The organism is Kordia sp. (assembly GCF_965224175.1).
Lineage (GTDB): Bacteria > Bacteroidota > Bacteroidia > Flavobacteriales > Flavobacteriaceae > Kordia.
Map to the genome: position 1 here is coordinate 3,532,803 of NZ_OZ245041.1, position 24,219 is coordinate 3,557,021.

The 24,219-nt window shown below is 33.3% G+C and carries 28 protein-coding genes and 1 pseudogene; 16 read left to right on the forward strand and 13 right to left on the reverse strand.

Translation table 11 applies throughout. The features are described from left to right. Positions 1-49 precede the first annotated feature (49 nt). From ACOQOS_RS15310 to ACOQOS_RS15330, 5 genes are all read left to right on the forward strand, one after another. Complete coding sequence (locus ACOQOS_RS15310; protein ID WP_420571339.1) at positions 50-760, forward strand: hypothetical protein; 711 nt, start codon at positions 50-52, stop codon at positions 758-760. Positions 761-762: 2 nt separating this feature from the next. Next, positions 763-1,488 (forward strand): M23 family metallopeptidase, encoded by a 726-nt coding sequence (locus ACOQOS_RS15315; RefSeq protein ID WP_420571340.1) that lies wholly within the window; start codon positions 763-765, stop codon positions 1,486-1,488. A gap of 66 nt (positions 1,489-1,554) precedes the next feature. Then, positions 1,555-2,217: a hypothetical protein gene (locus ACOQOS_RS15320; protein ID WP_420571341.1), complete on the forward strand. Its 663-nt coding sequence runs from the start codon at positions 1,555-1,557 to the stop codon at positions 2,215-2,217. A 16-nt stretch (positions 2,218-2,233) separates the two neighbouring features. Further along, entirely contained in the window at positions 2,234-2,839 is a 606-nt protein-coding gene (locus ACOQOS_RS15325) for an NAD(P)H-dependent oxidoreductase (protein ID WP_420571342.1), read from the forward strand. Positions 2,840-2,870: 31 nt separating this feature from the next. Continuing rightward, positions 2,871-3,755 carry an alpha/beta hydrolase gene (locus tag ACOQOS_RS15330; RefSeq protein WP_420571343.1) on the forward strand — a complete coding sequence of 295 codons (885 nt, stop codon included), beginning with the start codon at positions 2,871-2,873 and terminating at the stop codon, positions 3,753-3,755. Positions 3,756-3,830: 75 nt separating this feature from the next. On the opposite strand, the gene trpS is transcribed toward ACOQOS_RS15330, so the two are convergent. Continuing rightward, positions 3,831-4,799 carry a tryptophan--tRNA ligase gene (trpS, locus tag ACOQOS_RS15335; protein WP_420571344.1) on the reverse strand — a complete coding sequence of 323 codons (969 nt, stop codon included), beginning with the start codon at positions 4,797-4,799 and terminating at the stop codon, positions 3,831-3,833. After that, positions 4,751-4,879, reverse strand: a complete 129-nt coding sequence (locus tag ACOQOS_RS15340; RefSeq protein WP_420571345.1) for a hypothetical protein — start codon at positions 4,877-4,879, stop codon at positions 4,751-4,753. The genes trpS and ACOQOS_RS15340 overlap by 49 nt, the downstream gene beginning before the upstream one ends. Before the next feature lie 51 nt (positions 4,880-4,930). Here ACOQOS_RS15340 and ACOQOS_RS15345 point away from each other — a divergent pair, with 51 nt between their 5' ends. Further along, entirely contained in the window at positions 4,931-5,677 is a 747-nt protein-coding gene (locus ACOQOS_RS15345; RefSeq protein ID WP_420571346.1) for a lysophospholipid acyltransferase family protein, read from the forward strand. A gap of 103 nt (positions 5,678-5,780) precedes the next feature. Here ACOQOS_RS15345 and ACOQOS_RS15350 read toward each other — a convergent pair whose 3' ends face one another. The 4 genes from ACOQOS_RS15350 to recA form a co-directional block, all read right to left on the reverse strand. Next, complete coding sequence (locus tag ACOQOS_RS15350) at positions 5,781-7,568, reverse strand: hypothetical protein (RefSeq protein ID WP_420571347.1); 1,788 nt, start codon at positions 7,566-7,568, stop codon at positions 5,781-5,783. Beyond that, positions 7,561-8,100 (reverse strand): RNA polymerase sigma factor, encoded by a 540-nt coding sequence (locus ACOQOS_RS15355; protein WP_420571348.1) that lies wholly within the window; start codon positions 8,098-8,100, stop codon positions 7,561-7,563. Before ACOQOS_RS15355 ends, ACOQOS_RS15350 begins: the two co-directional genes overlap by 8 nt. Positions 8,101-8,131: 31 nt before the next feature. Further along, on the reverse strand, positions 8,132-8,551 hold the full coding sequence (locus ACOQOS_RS15360; RefSeq protein WP_420571349.1) for a hypothetical protein: 420 nt from the start codon (positions 8,549-8,551) through the stop codon (positions 8,132-8,134). Positions 8,552-8,646: 95 nt separating this feature from the next. Then, positions 8,647-9,654 carry a recombinase RecA gene (gene recA / locus ACOQOS_RS15365; protein ID WP_420571350.1) on the reverse strand — a complete coding sequence of 336 codons (1,008 nt, stop codon included), beginning with the start codon at positions 9,652-9,654 and terminating at the stop codon, positions 8,647-8,649. Between the two features lie 643 nt (positions 9,655-10,297). Between recA and ACOQOS_RS15370 the strand changes: the two genes are divergently transcribed. From ACOQOS_RS15370 to ACOQOS_RS15400, 7 genes are all read left to right on the forward strand, one after another. Further along, positions 10,298-11,329 (forward strand): rhodanese-related sulfurtransferase, encoded by a 1,032-nt coding sequence (locus ACOQOS_RS15370; RefSeq protein ID WP_420571351.1) that lies wholly within the window; start codon positions 10,298-10,300, stop codon positions 11,327-11,329. 99 nt (positions 11,330-11,428) lie between these two features. Continuing rightward, positions 11,429-12,757: a PSP1 domain-containing protein gene (locus ACOQOS_RS15375; RefSeq protein ID WP_420571352.1), complete on the forward strand. Its 1,329-nt coding sequence runs from the start codon at positions 11,429-11,431 to the stop codon at positions 12,755-12,757. Next, complete coding sequence (locus ACOQOS_RS15380) at positions 12,741-13,229, forward strand: gliding motility lipoprotein GldH (RefSeq protein ID WP_420571353.1); 489 nt, start codon at positions 12,741-12,743, stop codon at positions 13,227-13,229. The genes ACOQOS_RS15375 and ACOQOS_RS15380 overlap by 17 nt, the downstream gene beginning before the upstream one ends. A gap of 18 nt (positions 13,230-13,247) precedes the next feature. After that, positions 13,248-15,602, forward strand: a complete 2,355-nt coding sequence (locus tag ACOQOS_RS15385) for a penicillin-binding protein 1A (protein WP_420571354.1) — start codon at positions 13,248-13,250, stop codon at positions 15,600-15,602. Between the two features lie 74 nt (positions 15,603-15,676). Further along, positions 15,677-16,375 (forward strand): CoA transferase subunit A, encoded by a 699-nt coding sequence (locus ACOQOS_RS15390; protein ID WP_420571355.1) that lies wholly within the window; start codon positions 15,677-15,679, stop codon positions 16,373-16,375. Positions 16,376-16,430: 55 nt separating this feature from the next. Beyond that, on the forward strand, positions 16,431-16,772 hold the full coding sequence (locus ACOQOS_RS15395) for a four helix bundle protein (RefSeq protein ID WP_420571356.1): 342 nt from the start codon (positions 16,431-16,433) through the stop codon (positions 16,770-16,772). A 42-nt stretch (positions 16,773-16,814) separates the two neighbouring features. After that, entirely contained in the window at positions 16,815-17,471 is a 657-nt protein-coding gene (locus ACOQOS_RS15400; protein WP_420571357.1) for a CoA transferase subunit B, read from the forward strand. 140 nt (positions 17,472-17,611) lie between these two features. On the opposite strand, the gene ACOQOS_RS15405 is transcribed toward ACOQOS_RS15400, so the two are convergent. Further along, entirely contained in the window at positions 17,612-17,836 is a 225-nt protein-coding gene (locus ACOQOS_RS15405; protein ID WP_420571358.1) for a hypothetical protein, read from the reverse strand. Between the two features lie 142 nt (positions 17,837-17,978). Here ACOQOS_RS15405 and ACOQOS_RS15410 point away from each other — a divergent pair. Beyond that, positions 17,979-18,184 (forward strand): annotated as a pseudogene (locus ACOQOS_RS15410) (succinyl-CoA--3-ketoacid-CoA transferase); the annotation flags it as partial. 89 nt (positions 18,185-18,273) lie between these two features. Here the strand turns inward: ACOQOS_RS15410 and ACOQOS_RS15415 are convergent. Next, positions 18,274-18,522: a hypothetical protein gene (locus ACOQOS_RS15415; protein WP_420571359.1), complete on the reverse strand. Its 249-nt coding sequence runs from the start codon at positions 18,520-18,522 to the stop codon at positions 18,274-18,276. Positions 18,523-18,864: 342 nt separating this feature from the next. Here ACOQOS_RS15415 and ACOQOS_RS15420 point away from each other — a divergent pair, with 342 nt between their 5' ends. Continuing rightward, entirely contained in the window at positions 18,865-21,096 is a 2,232-nt protein-coding gene (locus ACOQOS_RS15420; protein WP_420571360.1) for a M43 family zinc metalloprotease, read from the forward strand. A 73-nt stretch (positions 21,097-21,169) separates the two neighbouring features. Here ACOQOS_RS15420 and ACOQOS_RS15425 read toward each other — a convergent pair whose 3' ends face one another. The 5 genes from ACOQOS_RS15425 to ACOQOS_RS15445 all read right to left on the reverse strand — a co-directional run bounded on the left by ACOQOS_RS15425 (position 21,170) and on the right by ACOQOS_RS15445 (position 23,528). Continuing rightward, complete coding sequence (locus tag ACOQOS_RS15425; protein ID WP_420571361.1) at positions 21,170-21,670, reverse strand: hypothetical protein; 501 nt, start codon at positions 21,668-21,670, stop codon at positions 21,170-21,172. Positions 21,671-21,712: 42 nt separating this feature from the next. After that, a complete protein-coding gene (locus tag ACOQOS_RS15430) occupies positions 21,713-21,877 on the reverse strand; it encodes a hypothetical protein (protein ID WP_420571362.1) in 165 nt (54 codons plus the stop codon). Positions 21,878-21,939: 62 nt separating this feature from the next. Then, positions 21,940-22,653, reverse strand: a complete 714-nt coding sequence (locus ACOQOS_RS15435; protein WP_420571363.1) for a helix-turn-helix domain-containing protein — start codon at positions 22,651-22,653, stop codon at positions 21,940-21,942. 161 nt (positions 22,654-22,814) lie between these two features. Then, on the reverse strand, positions 22,815-23,000 hold the full coding sequence (locus ACOQOS_RS15440) for a hypothetical protein (RefSeq protein WP_420571364.1): 186 nt from the start codon (positions 22,998-23,000) through the stop codon (positions 22,815-22,817). 243 nt (positions 23,001-23,243) lie between these two features. Then, positions 23,244-23,528 carry a hypothetical protein gene (locus tag ACOQOS_RS15445; protein WP_420571365.1) on the reverse strand — a complete coding sequence of 95 codons (285 nt, stop codon included), beginning with the start codon at positions 23,526-23,528 and terminating at the stop codon, positions 23,244-23,246. 305 nt (positions 23,529-23,833) lie between these two features. On the opposite strand from ACOQOS_RS15445, the gene ACOQOS_RS15450 reads away from it, so the two are divergent. Further along, positions 23,834-24,172, forward strand: a complete 339-nt coding sequence (locus tag ACOQOS_RS15450; protein ID WP_420571366.1) for a hypothetical protein — start codon at positions 23,834-23,836, stop codon at positions 24,170-24,172. Positions 24,173-24,219 lie beyond the last annotated feature (47 nt).

Below are 24,219 nucleotides of genomic sequence, written 5' to 3' on the forward strand. Positions count from 1 at the left end.
TTATTTTTTGAGGCAGGTTTTTCCATTGTTTTGTTTTAAACATGCAAACATGATAAGATCTATTGTAATTTTCACACTTTTATTCTCTGTGTCACTTAAAGCGCAACACCAGAAAGATTCAATTCAAAAAAGCAATCAGCTTGAATTTTCTGCTGGCTATACATTTGGAGTTTTAAAAAACTTAGCATTTGCTCCCGTAATACGCTATGATTATAATGCTGTAAACTATCAGTTTCGTTACACGCGTATCACGAAAAGAAATAAACTCTTTGAAGTACAGTTGAATTATGTTGATTCTAATTTAGAAACTACAATTATTCCAGAACCAAATCCTCAATATTCGAAAATTAGTTTAAATTTCTCTTCTTTAAAACGTGTATTAAACCAAACTAAACTCAGCATACATTTGGGTTTGCAAACTCAAACAGCAGTTGCTTCTTATCAAAATTGGAAATTGTATGATTTTCATCAAAAACTCGGAGTTGCAAGTCGTTTTACCTATAAAATCAACACAAAACACTCATTATCTTCTAAAATAACACTTCCTTTTTTGCTTTGGCGAACTTCTTCATTTGAAGAAAGTTTCTACTCTTTAGGTACATATCAAAGTATTTTATGGAATACTGAATATAGCTATCAACTTTCGGAACGATTTGATATAAAAGCAAACTATAGTTTTAATTATGATAGAATTCAAATACCGAGCGCTTACAGAGAATTACAGTATCAAATAAATCTTGGAATTAACTTTAAATTTTAACTATGAAACAAGCAAAACTATATATACACTTAATACTAATTGCAAGTTTAATGTCTTGCACAAAAACTTTAATTGGCGACCAAGGAACCATAGATGAAGATATTTATTTAAACTATCAAACAATCTCAGATTTAGAATTGCCTTTTGATGGTGAATGGTATGTTGTCAATGGAGGAAAAACACATAGAGAAGGAGCGCATCATTTTACCAATCGCGGTAGTGGAGAACGTTATGCTATTGACTTTCTTATCGTGTTAGATACGATATTGAGTAATGGAGAAGTGAGGAAAAAACACTTTTCTGGAGATTGGAGACGCAATGAAAATCATTATTGTTTTGGTAAAAACTTGTATGCGCCAGCAGGTGGGAAAATAGTAAAAATAGTAAACGATGTTGAAGACAATGTACCAGGAAATAGCAACAGAGATCAACCAGGCGGAAATTATATTCAGATTGATCATCTAAACGGAGAAACTTCCATATTGGCACACCTAAAAAAAGGTTCGGTCATTGTTGCTGAAGGCGATACCGTTATAAAAGGTCAAGAAATAGGGAAAGTTGGAAACAGTGGTGCTTCCGATACGCCACATTTACATTATCAACTGCAAGGAACCTCTGGTGCTTTAGAATGGTTAGGACTACCAGCGCAATTTCAAAATTACTACTTAGACGATATACTTTTAGAACGAGGAGAACTTGTAAGAGGACAAGAAGTGAGGAAAAATTAAAATTCTGCTCTGAAATCTCAAGGTAACAATCATAAAACTAAATCGTCTTATATTAAAACATAGTGTATGGAAGCAAAAAGAATACAAAAAATAGGAGGAATTTGCGCAATTTTAGAAGCGTTTATTTACATAGCTGCTTTTATAGTATATGGCGGAATATTGGTATATCCTGAGGTAAATTCAGGTGCAATTGAAGAATTAAATTTTCTATCTAATAATTACATCATATTATCCGTATTAAACTTTGTAAGCTACGTATTATTTGGAATTTTACTAGCAGTATTGGTATTAGCAATACATCAACGTCTAAAAAATGATGCGCCAAATTTTTCAAGACTTGCTTCCATTTTTGGTATTATTTGGGTAGGATTGGTCATTGCGAGTGGTATGATTACAAACATTGGACTTACTTCTATATTAGAAATTGGTGCTACTGATCCAGAACAAGCTATGCAAATTTGGAATAGCGTGAGTATTGTATCTGAAGGACTTGGCGGCGGAAATGAGATTGTAGGTGGAATTTGGGTTTTATTCATCAGTATCATAGCTTTAAAAGGCAGATTATTTTCAACGGCTTTACATACACTTGGTATATTTGTAGGAGTCGCAGGAATTTTAACGGTATATCCATTGACTATTTTTACAGAAATTTTTGGAATCACTCAAATCATTTGGTTCTTATGGATAGGTATTGTTATGATTCGAAAACCGATGATACTCAAACACTAAATTTTAAGTTTTTATCATGAATGTACTCATCATATATTGCCATCCAAGTAAAAAATCATACACACATCACATTTTATCTCAACTTGAAGAAACATTAAAAAGAGAAAGCATACAATTTCAAATCTCTGATTTATATGCAATGAATTTTCAGACGGATATGAGTGAAGCTGAATATGAACGAGAAGGATTTGCAAATTTAGAACTATCAATACCTGAAGATGTACAAAAAGAGCATCAAAAAATTGAAAAAGCAGATTGTATTATCTTTCTATATCCAGTTTGGTGGAGTGATTGTCCTGCAAAATTAAAAGGCTGGTTTGACAGAGTATATTCGGTTGGGTATGCGTACGATCAGGATAAATCACAACATAAAATTCAAACGATGAAAACAATACCTCAAGGAATTGTACTTTGTACTGCAGGACATTCAAACGAATTTTTACATGAAATTGGAATAGCCGAAAGTATGCGGAATATTATGCTTGATGATCGACTGGGAAAAAGATTCAAGCATAAAGAAATGATCATTCTCGGCGGAACCATACAAAAGGAAAAAGTAGCATCAATTCATCGTGAACTCATTCAATCTATTGGAGAGAAAATAAAAATGCATTGTCATTAGATTTTTGTAGTTTCAATAAAAATACAAACAAATGAAGCAAAGTTTAACTTACTATCTTACGTTGTTCGTACTGAAACTTAAAGGCGTAAAAAAGAATTTCAGTCAAGACCCAATAGATTATAAAAAAATAAGAAAAGAAAATGTTTTCTATCCAAAAGGAAGTTTTTTTAAACAAGATACAAGCAGAACATTCAAAATTTCTAACTCATCAATTACAGAAATATCCAAAGAAAATACTGCTAAAAAGCTATTAATAGTTATACATGGCGGCGCATTTATTTCAGGTCCTGGACAGCATCATTGGGATACTATAAAAGCAATTTCAAAGCAAACAGATTATACAATTTGGATGTGCAATTATCCAAAAGCACCAGAACATAAAATCTCGGAAATCTCAGAAAACATAGATGCTGTTTATGCACATGCTTTAAAAACGTACCAACCAGATCAAATTTCTTTGCTAGGCGATTCTGCTGGCGGAACTTTGGTAACGGCGCTTACGCAAAGATTAATCAGCAAAGGAAAACAATTGCCACAAAAAATTATTCTTGTATCGCCTGTAATGGATGCAAGTATGACGAATCCTGACATAGAAAAAATAGATGCTGTTGATCCTATGTTGTCTAAAATAGGTGTATTGAGTGCTAAAAAGATGTGTGTTGAAAATAATGATTTAAAAAATCCAATGATATCGCCGATATATGGAAGTTTTGCACAATTTCCAGAAACAATTTTATTTCTTGCCACACATGATGTTACATATCCTGATCAGAAATTAGTTGTAGAAAAATTAAAGTTAGCCAATGTGAAAATGAAAGTCATAGAAGGAGAGAATATGCCTCACATTTGGCCATTTCTTCCTGTGATGAAAGAAGCAAAAGTATCTTTGCGAGAATTAATCACATTTTTACAATAAAAAATTGTCTAAAAAGTAACGGAAAATATTCACTCTCTAGACAATTTTCAATATTGAATTCATAGAAATGAATTCTTAGTATCCTACTTTTTTACGAACTCTAGCCAATACTTCATCAGCAATCTTGCTTGCTTTTTCGGCACCGATGGCTAAAGCAGCATCAATTTCGTTTTTGTTTTCCATGTAATGGTTAAAACGTTCACGTTCGGTTGCAAAACGTTCTACAATTAATTCAAACAATGCTTGTTTTGCATGTCCGTAACCATAATTTCCTCCTGTATAATTTTGACGCATTGCAACAATTTGTTCTTCGCTAGCTAATAACTTGTATAAGGCAAACACATTGTCAGTATCAGGATCTTTTGGGTCTTCCATTGGAGTACTATCCGTTTGGATTCCCATAATTTGTTTGCGCAGTTTTTTATCTGTTTGAAAAATATCAATTACGTTATTTTTACTCTTACTCATCTTGCTTCCATCGGTTCCAGGAATCAATTTAGTGGCTTCTTGAATTTTAGCTTCTGGCAATACAAAAGTTTCACCTAGCTTTTCATGAAAACGAGTAGCAACACTACGCGTAATTTCTAAATGCTGTTCTTGGTCTTTTCCTACGGGAACAATTTCAGCATCATACAATAAAATATCGGCAGCCATCAACATCGGATAGGTAAATAATCCTGCGTTTACGTCTTCTAAACGATCGGCTTTATCTTTAAAACTATGCGCTAGCTTCAAACGATTGTATGGAAAAAAACAATTTAAATACCAATTCAATTCTGTTACTTGTGGTACATCACTTTGACGATAAAATACTGTTTTATTCACATCCAAACCAAATGCAAGCCAAGTAGCAGCTGTTTTGTATGTGTTTTCTCGTAATGTTTCTCCATCTTTAATCTGCGTTAAGGAATGCATGTCTGCAATAAACAGAAAAGAGTCATTTGCCACATTTTGAGCCATTTCAATTGCAGGAACAATAGCTCCTAAAATGTTCCCTAAATGTGGTGTTCCTGTACTTTGAATTCCTGTAAGTATTCTTGCCATTGGTAATTATAATTATTGAATTTTAGCAAATGTACTTCTTTTGTGAAGAATTTTTTAGAAATTGTGTGTGTTCGTTTCATAAAACTATTTTTTGAACCTATTTTAGAAACTTTAGTGTATTTTTGGCTGCAATGATTACTTTCATAAAAAATATAGGACGACTGTTATGGCGCATTTGGTTTTACCTTTTAGTGCTCATTCCTATACTTATATTTTTTCCTGTATTACTCCTTTTTACAACTAGCGAGAAATTGTATCCACAATTCTTTTGGGTAGCTAGAAACTTTTGGGCAAGACCTATTTTATTTGGTATGGGTTTTATGACAAAATTTAAAATAGAAGAAGAAATCGTCAAAGGAAAAAGTTATATGCTTATTGCCAATCATACAAGTATGACAGATATTATGCTCATGTTGGCAGCGTCTAAAAATCCATTTGTATTTGTTGGAAAAAAAGAACTATCAAAACTTCCAATTTTTGGTTTTTTCTACAAACGAACCTGTATTTTGGTAGACAGAGGTAGCGCGAGAAGCAGAAAAGCAGTATATGATAGCGCGCAAAAAAGACTTAATCAAGGAATGAGTATTTGTATTTTTCCAGAAGGCAGAGTTCCTGAAGAAGATATTTTACTAGATGAATTCAAAGATGGAGCATTCCGCTTGGCGATAGAACATCAAATACCAATTGTTCCAATGACATTTGCAGACAATAAAAAACGATTCTCGTATACTTTTTTTAGTGGTTCTCCAGGTCGCATGCGTGTTACAATTCACAAATTTTTAAGTACGGAAGGAAAAGAAGTAGTAGATAAAAAAGAAATAAGCAAAACTGCTAGAGACATCATTTTAAACGAGTTGAAAGCATATGGAATTTCTTAAATAAAAAAAACCGCTTTCTTAAGAATGGAAAAGAAAACGGTTTTTTCTGGCAAACATCACTGCTTTTAAAGGTATATGGCATCATACCTTACCAACTAAAAAACTAAAACCTAAAACTGACACCTGTATAAACACCTACTGAGTAGGGTTTAAAGTTGCCCGTATTTCCTGAAAATGTATTTAACTGATATTTTAGCATAGGCTCAAAGTTGACCTCAATTTTGTCTGAAACCTTATAATCGATTCCAAGTCCAATATTGGTGCTAAAACTCACATCATTTACATTGGTAGCTTCTCCTAATTCAGCATATAGCTCTGGAGAATCTAATATGATACTATTCTCTGTTAATAGTAGCGTACTAACACCACCAATAACATTAACTCCTAATTTTTTGTCAACCACAGCATATTTCAGTTCTACAGGAACTTCAATATAACTCATGCGTTGATTTAAGTTTCCTTCAATCTGCTTTCGTATAATAGATGATTCTGTACTTGGTAATTGATATTGTGAAAATGCAGCGTCGGAAGGAGCATTTACTTGACGATCTTGAATATCGAATGCTACACCATCTGTTTTAAATGCAATGGTTGTCAATTCATTTCCGTTAATAGAAGGAACCAATGCAATATCTTTAGTATTATAACTATAATCTACTTTGTGAATTCCTGAACGAACTGTTAATCGTTTCGATACGTCATATCCAACATTTACACCATAACTAAAGTTAAGATCACCAGATTTGGTATTATCAGCAAAAGTTTCATCAATTGGTGAACCGTTAGATAACGTATTATAATATATTGGAGAAGCATTTGGTGAAATTGTCCATCTTCTCCTATTTTGTTCGGCTACTTCTGTTTTATCTTTTTCTAAATCATGCAAATCGTTAATTTCATCTAGCAATGATTTTTTAATTTCATCTTCCTTTTTTACTTCTGCAATAGCTGTTTCTGAATTGGTAGTTTCAGTGTTTGCGGTTGCGTCTGTATTAGATGAACTAGAGTTTGCTGTGTTTGTATTGTTTTGTGCGACTGCTGTCGAATTAGAATTTGTAGCCGTATTTATATTTGTCTCAGTACCATTCACACCATTTTGATTGCTATTTGTAGTAGCATTTGTATTGTTGGATGTATTATTTGTGCTGTTTTGAGCGACAGTATTTGTAAATCGATCAACACCTTTTACTGTATTTTGAGAACTGTTGTTTTTTATTTCATTAGATACATTCGAATTCGTGTTTCGTGTAGAATTAGAATTTACAACAGCATTTTCTTGAGGTAATGAATTGTTATTTTGAGTTGAATTTGGTAATAATCTGTTAGTAGATAATTGTTGTGAATTACTATTGGAATTCGAATTGGTTCCATCTTGATTTACAACCGCATTTTGCAATGTACTTCTTTCTTGCGTACTATTAGTACTTCTATTTTGCAAATGATTACCATTATTATCTACTCCGTTTTCAGTATCGTCAGCAAAACGCTTATTGTTTTGCAATACAGTATCAGAAGAATTCTGTTGGTTTTTAGATGAATTTTGTTCTGAGTTTGTATTGGTATCTGTTACGTGCGAATTTGTAGTATTTTCATTTGTAGTATCAGTAGACGAACCATTTTTAGTTGTAGTAGTAATTTGTTCATCTGTATCAATTTCAGTTTCATCAGAATTTAAAAACTCATTTCCCACAAAAAAGAATAGGACAATTGCTGCTGCAATTCCAGTGGCTTTATAAAGCCAAGGAAGGAAGAAAATACCTTCTCTCTTTCTTTTGGTCTCTTTCGCGTCTAGCTTATCGGATATTTTATCCCATAATGCTGGATCTGGAGATGCTTCAAAATCTTGAAAAGCATCTTGAAACAGATGATCTATATTTTTTTTATCACTCATTGATGGCGATTTTTTTTTTAAACGATTCTACTTTATTTTTCAAAATCACACGAGCTCTAGCTAAGTTTGATTTTGAAGTACCTTGCGAAATGCTTAACATTTCTGCAATCTCTTGATGCGAATAATCATCAAGTACATATAAATTAAATACCAACCGATACCGATCTGGTAATTCTTGTATGATGTTTAATAGATAATCTATTGAAATATCTTCCTCATAAACGGTTACAGGTTCATCTTTGATAACACGTTCACTTACAACTTCAAAAACACCTTTACTTCTGTATTTTTGAAGTACGGTGTTTACAGTAATTCTTCTAAGCCAACCTTCAAACGAGCCTTTAAAATTGTATTGTCCAATTTTTTCAAAAATAACCATGAAGCTGTCTTGCAGATTATCTTCCGCTTCAAGCTTGTTCCGAGAGTACTTTAAGCTCGTAGCGTATAGTTTTTTAGCATATTCTCTATACAATTGTGCTTGTGCATCACGGTCGTTATTCTTGCATTTATATATGAGTTGTTCTAAACTCACTCAGTTTTTTGGTTTTGTTTAGTAGTCTATGTTAGTAATTGACAGGTACTTCATATATTAAGTACATATCTTGTCCATTATCATCTTTACCTTGCCAAAACTTAAATGTATATGGGTTTGAATCTAATACGCTAAAATCAAATGTTTCTGTTAGAAAATCTTCTTCCAATGTTTCACAGTTACCTCTAACAGTTACAAAATTGACAACTGAAATGTTTCTAACATTCTCGGGTTCTTGTATATACTGAAAATTGCTAAACGAGTGGCAAGTTGTCGGACGTTTGTATGTCACACTAATTGTGTACGTATTTCCCAAATTAAACTCAGCAGGTATTTCTACAGTTTCAATTGGTAAAAACTCAAATTGAAATTCGGCCGGATTATCATCAACAGAACATGATTTTAAAAATGTTAAACTCACAACTAAAGCTAAAAATAATATCCTCTTCATAATTAATAAAATAAACTACTTTTCAAGTAGATGCATAAATTTACAAATGGTTGCGTTTAAAAATAAAAAAAATCCCGAGAAGGGATTTTTTTATATTAACTATTTTCAATAGCGTCTTTTATTTTTACTTCGAGTTCTTCGAGTAACTCAGGATTATCTTCCAGTAATGTTTTCACCGCATCTCGTCCTTGACCAAGTTTTGAATCGCCATAACTAAACCATGAACCACTCTTTTTAATGATTTCGTAATTTACACCGATATCTAAAATTTCTCCAACCTTAGAAACACCTGCTCCGTACATAATATCAAATTCAACCGTTTTAAAAGGTGGTGCTACTTTGTTTTTCACCACTTTTACACGTGTTTTATTTCCTTTTACTTCTCCGTCAGTTCCTTTTATCTGTGTAGAACGTCTAATATCTAAACGAACAGAAGCATAGAATTTTAAAGCATTTCCACCTGTTGTTGTTTCTGGATTACCGAACATTACACCAATTTTTTCACGCAATTGGTTAATGAAAATCACAGTACAGTTAGTTTTGCTAATAGAAGCCGTTAGTTTACGAAGTGCTTGCGACATTAAACGTGCATGTAATCCCATTTTAGAATCTCCCATTTCACCTTCAATTTCACTTTTTGGTGTCAAAGCAGCAACAGAATCCACAACCACAATATCAATAGCACCTGATCGGATTAAATTATCTGCAATTTCCAACGCTTGTTCTCCATGATCTGGTTGAGAAATAATTAAATTATCAATATCAACACCTAAACTTTCAGCATAAAAACGATCAAAAGCATGTTCTGCATCAATAAAAGCGGCAATTCCGCCTTTCTTTTGTGCTTCTGCCATGGCATGTAAAGTCAATGTAGTTTTACCTGAAGATTCAGGACCGTAAATCTCAATAACTCTACCACGTGGGTAACCACCAACACCTAATGCGATGTCTAAACCAAGTGAACCAGAAGATATAGTATCTACTTCTTCCACAACAGAATCTCCCAATTTCATCACTGAGCCTTTTCCGTAAGTTTTGTCTAACTTATCTAATGTAAGTTTTAATGCTTTTAACTTTGCTTCTTTTTCTTTATCTGAACTCATTATATCAATTTTCTATTAAATTAGAACGACGCTAAATTACTATTTCTTTTTGCTGAAAACAATTCGCTACTTCTCATTTTGGGCAAAGTGACACAAAAAAAGTTGATTTTTGACGCAACCTTTTTTTAAATCGTGTATCTAACTAGTAAAATTGCTTATAAAAAAATGAGAATTTTAAACACATTTATTTACAATACACGAGAAAACGCTTCAGTTCCATTATTCGGGAATTGCAAGCTTGACGGTGGCTAGCTTCATTGTTAATTCTATTATTTAATAGAAAAATTTAATATTAACAATGAATTAGCTAGTAAAAGTGCTTCTTACCACAAGAAGCACTTTTATTTTTCCCGTAGTTGCAGTAAAAACTATTTTCCGACTACTAAAAAGCCCTTTTTTCACCTTCGTTTTAGACTTTTTTGCAACAGTATTTCTTCCAAAAGATGCTACAAGTCCGTATACTTTTTTCTTTTCTATCACATTCTAAAATTAAAAGTACTGCATTCAATTAAATAATATGCTGCAAAATGTGTAAGCGTGTCAATTATTGTGTAAGCGTTATTTTTTTCGAGAAAATATCTTAGTTACACTAAAAAATGTATTTTTGCCGAAAATTTACTTTAAACTTAAAAATTGATATAGCATGCAACTGTACAATAAATTAAGTGCTAAAGAAAGAGCCGAGCTAATTGAAAAAGCCGGAAAGGATCGTATGACCATATCTTTCTACAAGTACGCCAAAATTGGAAATCCAGAAATTTTACGAAATCACTTATTCATTAACTGGGACACAATAGATGTCTTGGGTAGAATTTATGTATCTTATGAAGGTATCAATGCACAACTTTCTGTGCCAGCTGAAAACTTCAACACATTCAAAGAACATTTAGATACGATAACTTTCTTGGAAAATGTACGCCTAAATGTGGCAATAGAACAAGATAATATGTCTTTCTTAAAGCTAAAAGTAAAAGTGAGAGATAAGATTGTTGCTGATGGATTAAATGATGAAAGCTTTGATGTGACAAATAAAGGAGTACACGTTGCAGCAGAAAAATTTAATGAATTATTAGACGATAAAAACACAATTTTGGTGGATATGCGAAACCATTATGAAAGTGAAATTGGACATTTTCAAGGAGCAATCACACCAGATGTAGATACTTTTAGAGAATCATTGCCTATCATAGAGGACGATTTATCTGAACATAAAGAAGATAAAAACTTAGTGATGTATTGTACAGGCGGAATTCGTTGCGAAAAAGCAAGTGCGTACTTCAAACACAAAGGTTTCAAAAAAGTATATCAACTTGAAGGCGGAATTATCAACTATGCACGTCAAGTAGAAGCGCAAAATCTAGAAAATAAATTCATTGGTAAAAACTTCGTATTCGATCATCGTCGTGGTGAGCGTATCTCAGAAGATATTATTGCAAACTGCCATCAATGCGGAAATCCTTGCGATACACATGTAAACTGCGCCAATGAAGCTTGCCATTTGCTATTTATTCAATGTGAATCTTGTGCCGAAAAAATGAACGATTGCTGTTCTAATGACTGTAAAGAAATACACAGTTTACCAAAAGAAGTACAAAAAGAATTACGCAAAGGGAAAGTAGTAAGCAACAAAATTTTCAAAAAAGGAAGGTCGGAAGTACTCAAGTACAAAAAGTAGATTTTCGATGCTACAGAAATAATCCTATCTTTACAACTTTAGAAAAAAGTACGAACCCTATATCTGCATACCCGAATCGCAGATTCTATATATAAAAATATGAGTTGTAACAGTTGTTCAACTGGTAAAGATGGTCAACCAAGAGGCTGCAAAAACAATGGTACTTGCGGTACTGATAGCTGTAACAAGCTAACAGTTTTCAATTGGTTATCAAATATGTCGCTACCTAGCAGTCAAAAACCTTTTGACTGTGTTGAGGTGCGCTTCAAAAATAGTAGAAAACATTTTTACAGAAATACAGAAAATTTATCACTTAGCATTGGAGACATTGTAGCTACAGAAGCATCTCCAGGACACGATGTCGGAATTGTAACACTTACAGGAGAATTGGTAAGAGTACAAATGAAGAAGAAAAAAATAGATCTAGCGAGTGAAGATGTTCGAAAAATATACCGAAAAGCATCTCAAAAAGATATCGATGTTTGGTCACGTTCTCGTGATAGAGAAGAAGAAATAAAAAAACGTTCTCGAGAATTAGCAATTGCATTAGGTCTTCAAATGAAAATCTCTGATGTAGAATTTCAAGGAGACGGATCTAAAGCTACTTTTTATTACACTGCCGAAGATCGTGTAGACTTTCGTCAGTTAATAAAAGACATGGCAAAAGCATTTAGTATTCGTATTGAAATGCGCCAAATTGGTTTTCGTCAAGAAGCGGCTCGCTTAGGTGGAATAGGCTCTTGTGGTAGAGAATTATGTTGTTCTACTTGGTTAACAGATTTTCGTTCTGTAAATACGGCTGCGGCCAGATATCAGCAACTTTCACTGAATCCTCAAAAACTTGCAGGACAATGTGGAAAGTTAAAATGTTGTCTAAACTTCGAGTTAGATGCATATCTGGAAGCTTTGCAACAATTTCCAAAAAGTGATGTGAAACTTTACACGGAAAAAGGTACGGCAGTTTGCCAAAAAACCGATATCTTTAAAGGACATATTTGGTATGCGTACGAAGGCGAATGGATGAATTGGCATAAACTTACTACCGATCAAGCAAATGAAATTATCGCGATGAACGCGAAAAAAGAAAAAGTAATAAGTCTAGAAGAATATGCACTAGAACTTATAGAAGAAGATACTAAAACAGACTTTGAAAACGTTGTAGGACAAGACAGTCTTACGCGATTTGACAAGAAACCCACTCGAAACCGAAAAAGAAGAGGCGCTCAAAACAAGAAAAAGCGTAGGAACAACAACAATACTGGTAACAAAGCTACTGCAAAATCAGGAGGAAATACTAGGAAAGGCAATAATCAAAATGCCAAGAAAAGTAACAATCCAAATGCAAAAAATAGCAACAATGCCAAAAAGAACACTAACAAAAATAATAACAGACGTAAAAAACCTAACAAAAATGCAAAGTCCAACTAAGATCGCATTTTTCATCTGTATTATTAGTACGTTTCTACTAACTTCTTGTGACGGTAATCGTGTTTTTGACGAATATACTTCCGTAGGAAAAACTTGGGATAAAGACACCGCGCTAATTTTTAAATTTCAACAGCCAGACAGCATAAACAGTTACAATCTGTTTATGAATGTGAGAAACACAAACGAATATGAATATCGAAACCTGTTTCTCATTGTCAACATGAACTTTCCAAATGGAAATGTTGTTACAGATACGCTAGAGTATAATATGGCAGCACCAAATGGAGAATGGCTTGGTAAAGGTACATCCATCAAAGAAAGTAAACTTTGGTACAAAGAAGATGTACGCTTTCCATACAAAGGAACGTATGAAGTAAGTATACAACAAGCCATGCGTAAAATTAATGAACCAAAAGGAATCCAAAGCTTAAAGGGAATCTCAGAGGTTGGCTTTAGAATCGAAAAAAAATAGTACAAACAACGTATTGAAATGGCAAAAAAGCAAGTCAAAAAGAAACAAGAAAAACCTACTTCTTTTAAAAAATACATCAAGTGGTTTTGGATGGTATTTGGAGGCGGAATCGCAAGTATACTCTTATTATTTTTACTAGCATCGTGGGGAGCTTTAGGAGAAATGCCTTCTTTTGAATTTTTAGAAAATCCGCAAACAAACTTAGCAAGTCAAGTAATATCCGCTGACGGAAAAACATTAGGTAAATATTACCTAAACGACAACAGAACTCCTGTTGATTATAAAGAATTACCAAAAGATTTAGTAAATGCATTAATTGCCACAGAAGATGTACGTTTTCACGATCATTCTGGAATTGATGTGCGCGGAACTGTCAGAGCGTTTGCGTTTTTAGGAAGCAAAGGTGGTGCCAGTACCATTTCTCAACAATTAGCACGACAACTTTTTGTAGGTGAAGGTTCAAAAAATCTTCCAGAGCGTCTCATCCAAAAAATAAAAGAATGGGTAATTGCTACACGTTTAGAACGTCAATATACTAAAGAAGAGATTGTTGCCATGTATTTCAATATCTATGACTATGGAAATAATGCGGATGGAATTCGCTCTGCAGCAAGAATCTACTTTGGAAAAGAACCACAAGAGTTAAAAATGGAAGAATCGGCAATGTTAGTCGGAATGTTTAAAAACTCTTCATTATACAATCCTAGAAGAAATCCAGAAGGCGTAAAAAATAGAAGGAATGTTGTATTGGCGCAGATGTACAAATACGAATACATTGATGAAAAAGTAAAAGATTCGCTACAAAAATTACCTTTAGGTTTAGACTACAATCCAGAATCGCACAATGAAGGTTCAGGAACTTACTTTAGAGAACACTTAAAAGGATTTCTAAAAAAATGGGTAAAAGAAAACCCAAAAGAAAACGGAGAAAAGTACAATATCTACCTTGATGGATTAAAAATATATACTACGATTGATTCGCGCATGCAAAAATATGCGGAGGAAGCTGTAGAATCACACATGAAAAATCTGCAAGCAGAGTTTTATCATCAAAACACTAAAAAACGTAACAAAAATGCGCCATTTGCGCTAGATGTTGAGAAAGGTGTAATTGATTATGTGATGAACAAAGCAATTGAAAACTCAGAGCGTTGGAAAATTATGAAAAAAGAAGGGAAATCTGAAAAAGAAATCCTCGCTTCATTTGATAAAAAAACACGAATGACGCTATTTTCATGGAAACACAAAAACAATCGTGTTGATACCATCATGACGCCACGTGATTCTATTTTATATTCAAAATTCTTTTTACGTGCAAGTTTCATGTCAATAGAACCTCAATCAGGACAAGTAAAAGCTTGGGTAGGAGGAATCAATTACAGAAACTTTAAGTATGATATGGTAAAGCAAGGAGCACGCCAAATAGGTTCTACTTTTAAGCCTTTTGTATATGCAACGGCTATCGATCAATTGCATTTATCTCCATGTGATTCTATGCCAAATGGTCCTTTCTGTATAGAAGAAGGAAAATATGGATTGCTAGAATCTTGGTGCCCAAAAAATTCTGATGGAAAATACGAAGGTATGCGAACGCTTAAAGGAGCATTAGCAAACTCTGTAAATACAGTAACTGCACGCTTAATGGACAAAGTTGGTCCTGTAAACGTTCGATCTTTAGCGCAACGATTAGGTGTAGAATCTGAAATGCCTGAAGTACCTTCAATTGCTTTAGGAACACCAGATATTACTTTATACGAAATGCTTGGTGCATATGGAACCTTTGTGAATAAAGGAGTTTATGTAAAACCTGTTACTGTTACTCGTATTGAAGACAAAAATGGAACTATACTTTACGAATTTGTGCCAGAGACCAAAGATGTATTAAGTGAAGAAGTCGCGTATACAGTTGTAAATCTGATGGAAGGTGTAACGCAAAGCGGTTCAGGAAGAAGACTTCGTCACAAAGGAGCTAACAAATGGAATAAACTGTATGATGAAATCATGACAGGATATCCGTACGAATTCAAAAATCCAATTGCTGGAAAAACAGGAACTACTCAAAACAACAGTGATGGTTGGTTTATTGGAATGGTGCCTAATCTTATCTCAGGAGCTTGGGTTGGAGGAGAAGATCGTCAAATTCATTTTGCCAGAACAAAATACGGACAAGGAGCATCGATGGCATTGCCAATTTGGGCAGTATTCATGAAAAAATGTTATGCAGACAAATCGTTATCAATCTCAGATGGTAAATTTCCTAAGCCGGAAGAAGAAATGACTATTAATGTTGATTGCTCTAAAACATCTAAAAAAGACGACGATTCTGGGAAAGATCCAGATGAAGAAGAGAAATTAGATGGAATAGACTTTTAATTCACCTTAAATTATTCTGAAAAACAGGAAACATCTTTTGAAAATTTCGTAATTTTCAATCAAAATATTGATTGATGATTAATAAAAAGATAGATACTGTACAACAAGCCGTAGCTGGTGTTCAAGATAATATGACACTCATGCTTGGTGGCTTTGGTTTATGCGGAATTCCTGAAAATGCAATTGCCGAATTAGTAAAACTTGGCGTTACAAATCTTACCTGTATATCAAATAATGCAGGTGTAGACGATTTTGGACTCGGATTATTATTACAAGGACGTCAAATCAAAAAAATGATTTCTTCCTATGTAGGTGAAAATGACGAGTTTGAACGTCAAATGTTATCAGGAGAATTAGAAGTAGAATTAACTCCACAAGGAACATTAGCTGAAAAATGTAGAGCGGCACAAGCAGGATTTCCAGCATTTTATACACCAGCAGGTTATGGAACCGAAGTTGCTGAAGGAAAAGAATCAAGAGAGTTTAATGGAAAAATGTACATCCTAGAAAAGGCGTACGAAGCAGATTTCGCTTTTGTAAAGGCTTGGAAAGGTGATGCAGCCGGAAATTTAGTCTTTAAAGGAACTGCCAGAAACTTTAATCCATGCATGTGTGGCGCAGCAAAAATTACTGTAGCTGAGGTTGAAGAATTAGTGCCTGTTGGAGAATTAGATCCAAATCAAATTCATATTCCAGGCATTTTTGTACAACGAATTTTCCAAGGAGAAACATTTGAAAAACGAATTGAACAGCGTACGGTGAGAACTCGTTAATTATTTAATTAAACAATTATTCAATATACCAGTGTAATAATTTGTTGTATACATAATGAAAAATGTTGTTGTTGAAAAATCTATAGAAGTAGCACTTTTAATAATTGAATATTGTGAGAAACTAGAAGGAAATAAAAAGTTTGTTATTGCAAAACAATTATTGAAATCGGGAACAAGTATTGGTGCAAACATACATGAAGCTCAAAATGCAGAAAGTAAAGCAGATTTTATTCACAAAATAAAAATTGCGGCAAAAGAATTAGAAGAAACTAAATACTGGCTGGTTCTTTGTGAAAAATCAAGAAATTATCCAACGAATACAGTATTAACACAAAAAGTAAAAGAGTTAGGATTAATTTTATATAAAATACTTAGCACAAGTATCAAAAAGAAATAATTGGTACATTAATAAATCAAAAAAATTGATACATTAGAAGAGATGTTAGATAAAAATGGAATTGCTAAACGTATAGCAAAAGAAGTAAAAGACGGTTACTATGTAAACTTAGGAATTGGAATACCTACATTAGTTGCCAACTTTGTTAGAGATGATATAGAAGTAGAATTTCAAAGTGAAAATGGAGTTTTAGGAATGGGACCTTTTCCTTTTGATGGAGAAGAAGATGCTGATATCATTAATGCTGGAAAACAAACTATTACCACTTTGCCAGGCGCAAGCTTTTTCGATTCGGCAACGAGTTTTTCAATGATAAGAGGAAAACATGTAGATCTTACCATACTAGGAGCAATGGAAGTTGCTGAAAATGGAGATATTGCTAACTGGAAAATACCTGGTAAAATGGTAAAAGGAATGGGTGGCGCTATGGATTTAGTCGCTTCCGCAGAAAATATAATCGTAGCAATGATGCATACCAACAAACGAGGTGCTTCTAAACTACTCAAAAAATGTTCTTTACCACTTACAGGTGTTGGTTGTGTAAAAAAGATCGTAACCAATCTTGCTGTTTTAGAAGTGACTACAGACGGATTTAAACTCTTAGAAAGAGCTCCAGGTATTTCGGTAGAAGAAATAAAACAAGCTACAGAAGGTAACTTAATCATAGAAGGAGACATTCCAGAAATGAATCTTGCCTAGTAAAAATACATACTATCATTACATAACAAAACTCCTAAACAAAATACGTTTAGGAGTTTTTTATGTAATTATTATATTGTTTTGAAAAACCATGTAGCCGTTTGAAAATCAACCACTTAGTTTACATAGAACAGCATGAATTAATTACACTTAGTTCCTGGCTGTTTTGATGTGTTTGTGAATGTTTTTATAGGAGTAGTATCGTCATTACAAGTTCCGTGAGGGATTTGTGATCTACATGAATTGCAGTCCGAAGGTCCTTCTTCTGTTTCTCCAAATGCTGGACGATTTCCTGCATTAATGACTTGTAAATTAGAAATAGACTTTTTGTTTAACTCTAATGATTTAAGATTCTTTTTTTTCATTTTTTTTTAAATTAAAATTTAACTAAAAATATGTCTAAAATTTTAGGCAAGCAAAATTTCGATCATAAAATATTGCGACTAAATAGTTAATTTTACTTGTTTTTTGTAGGTATAATAGTTAAAAAATTACAAAAAAATAAACTCAAGACTTTTAAAACAATATAAAATGCCCATTACTGTTTTGGGTTGTGTCAAAAAAATGTAACGAATCTGATTGTTTTAGAAATTACACCAAAAGGATTCCAACTGCTTGAAAGAGCTCCAGGTATTTCAGTAGAAGAAATAAAACAAGTTACAGAAGGTAACTTAATCATAGAAGGAGACATCCCAGAAATGAATCTTGCCTAGTAAAAATACATATTATCATTACATAACAAAACTCCTAAACAAGTTCCGTTTAGGAGTTTTTTCTTCAACAATTTTAAACACCAAACAAATTAATTACACATCGTTCCAGGTTGTTTAGATGTATCTGTAAATGTTTCAATAGGAGTTGTGTCATCATTACAAGTTCCATGTCTAATATTTGATCGACATCTTAAACATTCCGATTGTAGATTACTGTCATAAGGTAAATCTTTTGAATCTGGACTAAAAGGTCCTTCTAACTTACCACCAAGAATACTTTGTAAGCTAGATATTGACTTTTTGTTTAGGCTAAGTGCCTTGACATGTTTTTTCTTCATAATAAAAGTTTTAATAAGTTAACATGTACAAATCAATACATAATCATTTCAATAAAAAATAGTTGTATCCGACAATTATCGAATTAAAGGCGGCTGTTTATATAGCTTTTGCACGTATTCTCATTTAACCAAAAAAAATAAAACAGTAAAAAAAGGAATGTTATATTATCGAAAATTAAAGAATTTTAGGATTGATTATTCTGTAGTGATGATCAGAATTTAATGTGTATTTCATCGAAAAATAATGCATTTAGTCGGATAATTCACAAAAAATTAACATATTTGATGAGATTTTTGCATCTCAAAACTGTAAAAATTTAGACCAACTTAAAAACTTTTTATATGAAAAAAAACTTTATGCTCATGCTATTAAGTTTTTTATTTGTAGGTATCACATTCGCTCAGCAACGTGAGTGTTCTACAATGGAAAATTTAGAGTACAGAAAACAACTCGATCCTCAACTTGAAACTCGTATGCAACAAATTGAGAAAGCTACAAGACTACGAATTCAACAATATGGAACACCAAAAAGCATTTCAGGAAATGTTATTACAATACCAGTGGTCGTTCATGTTGTTTACAGAACCTCTCAAGAAAACATCAGTGATGCTCAAATTCAATCACAAATAGATGTATTAAACGAAGATTTTAGAAGAACCAACGCAGATGCTGACAGCAGATGGTCACAAGCGGTTGATACAGAAATTCAATTTTGCTTAGCAACTGTTGATCCAAATGGAAACCCAACCACAGGAGTTACAAGAACCTCTTCTACCAGATCTGCTTGGGGAACAAATGATGATATTAAAAGAGCATCACAAGGTGGAGTAAATCCTTGGGATACTAGCAAATACCTAAATATGTGGGTAGGAAATATTGGAAGCGGACTTTTAGGATATGCTCAATTTCCTGGAGGAAGCGCAGCTACAGATGGTGTTGTAATGAGTCCTCAGTACTTTGGAAGTAGTGCCAAAGGATCAGGATTTTACTTATCTGCTCCTTTCGATTTAGGAAGAACCACTACACATGAAGTAGGTCACTTTTTAAACTTACGCCACATCTGGGGAGATGGAGGTTGTGGAGTTGACGATTTCGTATCGGATACGCCAACTTCTGACGGACCTAATTATGGTTGTGACACTACACATGTTTCTTGCGGAAGTACAGATATGGTACAAAACTACATGGATTACTCAGATGATGGATGTATGAACTTATATACAGCAGGACAAAAAGCACGCATGCGCGCCGTATTGGAAGCTGGAGGAGCAAGAAGAAGCTTAGCTTTATCTGACCAATGTAATTCTACGCCACCACCGCCACCAACTTGTGATGATGGAATCCAGAATGGAGACGAAACAGGAGTAGACTGTGGAGGTTCATCATGTGCGCCATGTCAAACAGGTTGTTCAGACAATGAAGTAACATTAACAATTACATTTGACAACTATCCTGAAGAAACTTCTTGGTCTATTGTAACTGATGGAGGAACTACGGTAGCTTCTGAAAGTTATTCAGCTGCAAACGCAGATGGTTCAACAATTACAGAAACATTCTGCTTGCCAAATGACTGTTATACATTTACAATTAACGATTCGTATGGAGACGGTATTTGCTGTTCTTTCGGAAACGGATCATATACAATTACGGGTCCTGACGGAGAAATTAAATCAGGAGGAAGCTTTACTACATCTGAAGCAACTGATTTCTGTTTAGGAAGCACGCCACCACCGCCACCAACTTGTGATGATGGAATCCAGAACGGAGATGAAACTGGAGTAGATTGTGGAGGTTCGTCATGTGCGCCATGTCAAACTGGAGGAACTACTGTATTACATGAAGGATTCTTTGAAACAGGATTAGACGGATGGATTGATGGAGGAAGCGATTGTTTCCGTTACAACGGATCTCGCTCTTTTGAAGGTTCTTACTCAATCCGTTTACGTGATAACTCTGGAACGCGTTCGGCGATGACATCAGAAACATTTGACTTACGAGGATTTGATCAAGTAGAATTTAAGTTCTATTTCTATCCAAACTCTATGGAAAACGGAGAAGATTTCTGGGTACGTTACTACAACGGATCATCTTGGAGTACTGTAGCTACCTATGCTAGTGGAAGTGACTTTAACAACGGAACTTTTTACTCTGCAACAGTTACTTTAAATAGTGCAGACGTAAACTTTGCATCAGACTCAAGATTTAGAGTACAATGTGATGCTAGCGCAAATGCAGATCAAGTATACATTGACCAAGTAACCATTACAGGTGTTAATGGAGGAGGAGCAAGAGTTGCACCAAGTGGCGTACAAGCATTACGTACTGGACCACCAAGTTCACCACGTGGAGATTTCTTAATGACACCTACCGTAACTCGCGGAGATATTACAATTAACTTAGCTAGTTATAATGTAAAATCAACATATAGAGTACTTAACTTACTAGGACAAACCATAAAAGCAGGAACGCTAAAAGATGGAAGATTAAACGTAAGCGAATTAAAATCTGGAGTTTACATGTTAGAGGTAACAGATGAAGAAGAAAAAATTATTAAGAAATTCGTAAAACAATAAGCGAATCTTTCTTAAAATAATTTTATAAAACTGAAAACTCTCAAGTGAAAGCTTGGGAGTTTTTTTATGGTATTTAGTTTTCTATAAATTCCATGGTTCTGCCATTTATTCTAGATGTACCATCAACTTTAGTTACACTACTAATTTTTTCAGCATAAAAAATGCGTGTATCCTTCTGAATAATATCTAATTGCACTATTACCTTCTTCTGTTCTTTATACAAATCTATATACTTAAAGTTTATTATCTTTTCATATGCTTCTTCGCTTAAGTGTACTGTAATTAGTGAATCTTTTTCAAGATATAACAGTATTTGTGGCGCTGTTAACAGTTTATGTTTTTCTAGTTTTTCTAAAAATTGATAAAGTTCTAGGTTGTTTTTATGTTTTCCAGGATTGGCAAGTGCTGTATTGATCTCATTTATGATACCTTGGTGTTGTGCTTCTGTAGCACCATAAAAGTTAGTAAGTGATACCGATGTAAAAGTAAGTTCACCTGTGGACTGACGTGTAGGTTGTTTTGTAGTACAAGAAAAAAGTAAGGTTGTACAAATCAGTATAAGTATTTGTCTCATAAAGGTTATTTGCGGTTCAATTTAATAAAAGAATAAGAAAATTTACTCATTCTTCAATTCCTTCTCAATTTCTTCATCTACTTCATTTCTATTTTTTGGTTTTGCTTTTAGCTTGATCATCATTTTAATAAATAGTACGATGGCAATTATAATAAGGAAGAGTTCTATACCAATAATATAATTGTATGGTGATGTATATATGGTCATTTGTGTTATTTTATGTGTGTTAACGGCTATCAACAATCATAAAATTGGGAGTCAAATGCTTTTTAATTCAATTGTTCTATATAACTAGATACTGTTTTTCCTGTTTTTCTTTGAAATGCGTTGGTGAACGATTGTTTGGTACTAAATCCAGCTTCAGTAGCGAGTGCACTTACGGTATACTTTCTATAACTAGGATTGTTTTGTAGTTTTTTAATACTGTATTGAATGCGCAAATCATTGATGTAATTTCGAAACGATTTCATTTTATAGGTATTAATCACTTTTGATAAGTACTTGGTATTGGTTTGCATTTGTTTGGCAAATTCGTGCAAGGTGATTTTGGAAGTTAGGAAACCATTTTCCAGTTCAAAAGCTTTTAGGTTTTCAAGGATTTCGGCCACAATCTCTTCATCAATCTCTATACAAGGATCTTTGTTTTCATCATCCGTAGTTCCTTTTGCACGATAACGTTCCAATAAGGTAATAATTGTATCCAATCGCTTATCGTTACGTTTCTTAAAAAAGCACAACATACCAAACAAGAGTATTAAAAACAGTGCTAAGCCTATTAGTATATAACATCTGGTTTCAAAAACCTGTTGTTTTTCTGCCAAAACCACCATCATTTGCGCTGCCGTTTCATGTGTTTGTATGTTATCTGTGGTTTGTAGTGAAACTAACCTAGTTTTACCAGAAGTCTTTTCAGCTGCTTGTAAAGAACCAGCTAATAAAGTGCTGAAAACTAAAATAATGATAAGATTATATATGTTTTTCATTGGTAACTATTGTTTTAAAAAAAGCCATGCGTATCTCATGTAGCATATCAAAACAGGCTGTTGAGCGCAGTTGAGATAAGCATGGCTTTTTGGGTAATTATGAAAAAATGAGATGGTGATTTATGATGAAACTATTGTAAAGCTTCTACTAAGATCATTTGCTAATGTACATGTTCTAATTTTTTAAGCTTCACTTGATTGAGTTTTGTTTGCGAATCAATTAGTTTCATAAGTTTTAACAGTAACTTTATAACTAATACAATCATTACAATTCCCAGTATGACCATTGCAATTACATAGAGTAATGTGACTATATGTGCTATCTCAAAAGAGTTTATTGAATTCATAGTATATGTTTTTCTGCTTTTTTTAATTCCTTTATTTATAATTAATTCTTTAATAAAACTACTCGTCCGTTTTTCGGTATCTACTACTTTGTATCTTATATTTCTGCGTTATCGTTTGTTCTGGCATTTTAACTAAACAGTACTTTCATATCTTCAAATATGGTTTTGGTACTCAATTCGTTTTCTCTCGCTAGGTGCGCATCATTCTATAAAGGTTAAGCGCGTTTGTATAATTATCGTGATCTAAAGTGTTTTGGTATCTATAAGTTGGCGTGCATTGTAGTTTTTGTCAAACTCTACTTTGTCTAAAAAGTTAGGTATCCAGTTTGGATGTTGTTCCATATGAGTTTTTGCTTTGTCTACAATGAGTTTGTTTTGGTTGCCAATACTTCCGTATTGTTGGCGCTGTTCAGGGGTAATGTTTACGGTTTTTCCTGTGAGTATTTGTTGAATTCCGTCTAGGTGTGCATCTAAGTTGTTGAGTTCTTCTGGGGTAAACTCAATACTGATTAAATTTTCTAATGCCATACTGTTTTTTATTTTGAATTATACTTTAAGTGATAAATCTGAGTTGTAGTAGCAAACAGTTTTTTTATTTTGTTAAGATTTCGCTTGTTAAAATTTAAACTATTATTTTAGCTGTCAGATTTTTTTGATTATGTAAATGTAGCTGTTAGGTTTTGATAACGTCTAATAGTTATACCCTATTTTCAATGAAAGTAGGGTTGTTTTCAATGAAAATAGGGTGATTTTAATTGAATTATTTATAATCTATAATTGTGAGATATAGTTTTTTAAACATATTTATATTGTTTTTTTTTATCAATTGCTTTGTGGCTAAAAGCAATACTATTTATTTTCAAAAACATATAGATACACTTGAAAAGAAAAGTTTTAATGAATTAAAACAACTATTTTATGGAACTGATGATGATTCTTTGCAATTTGCTATTGCACTTTATACCATGTATAAAGCTAAAGAGAAGAAAAACTATGTAGCACTAGCCAACAGTTATCAAAGATTATATAGATCAGTTTCTGATTTTGACTTAGGAGAACAATATCTAGATAGCAGTATTAGCGTATCTAAAGAAAAAAATTTAAAACGATTCTTGCTGAAAGTTACTTTTACAAAGGATATCTTAATCAAGAAAAAAATAAATACAACTTAGCCTTAAAATATTATATAATTGCGAATAATCATTTTGAAAATCTAGGT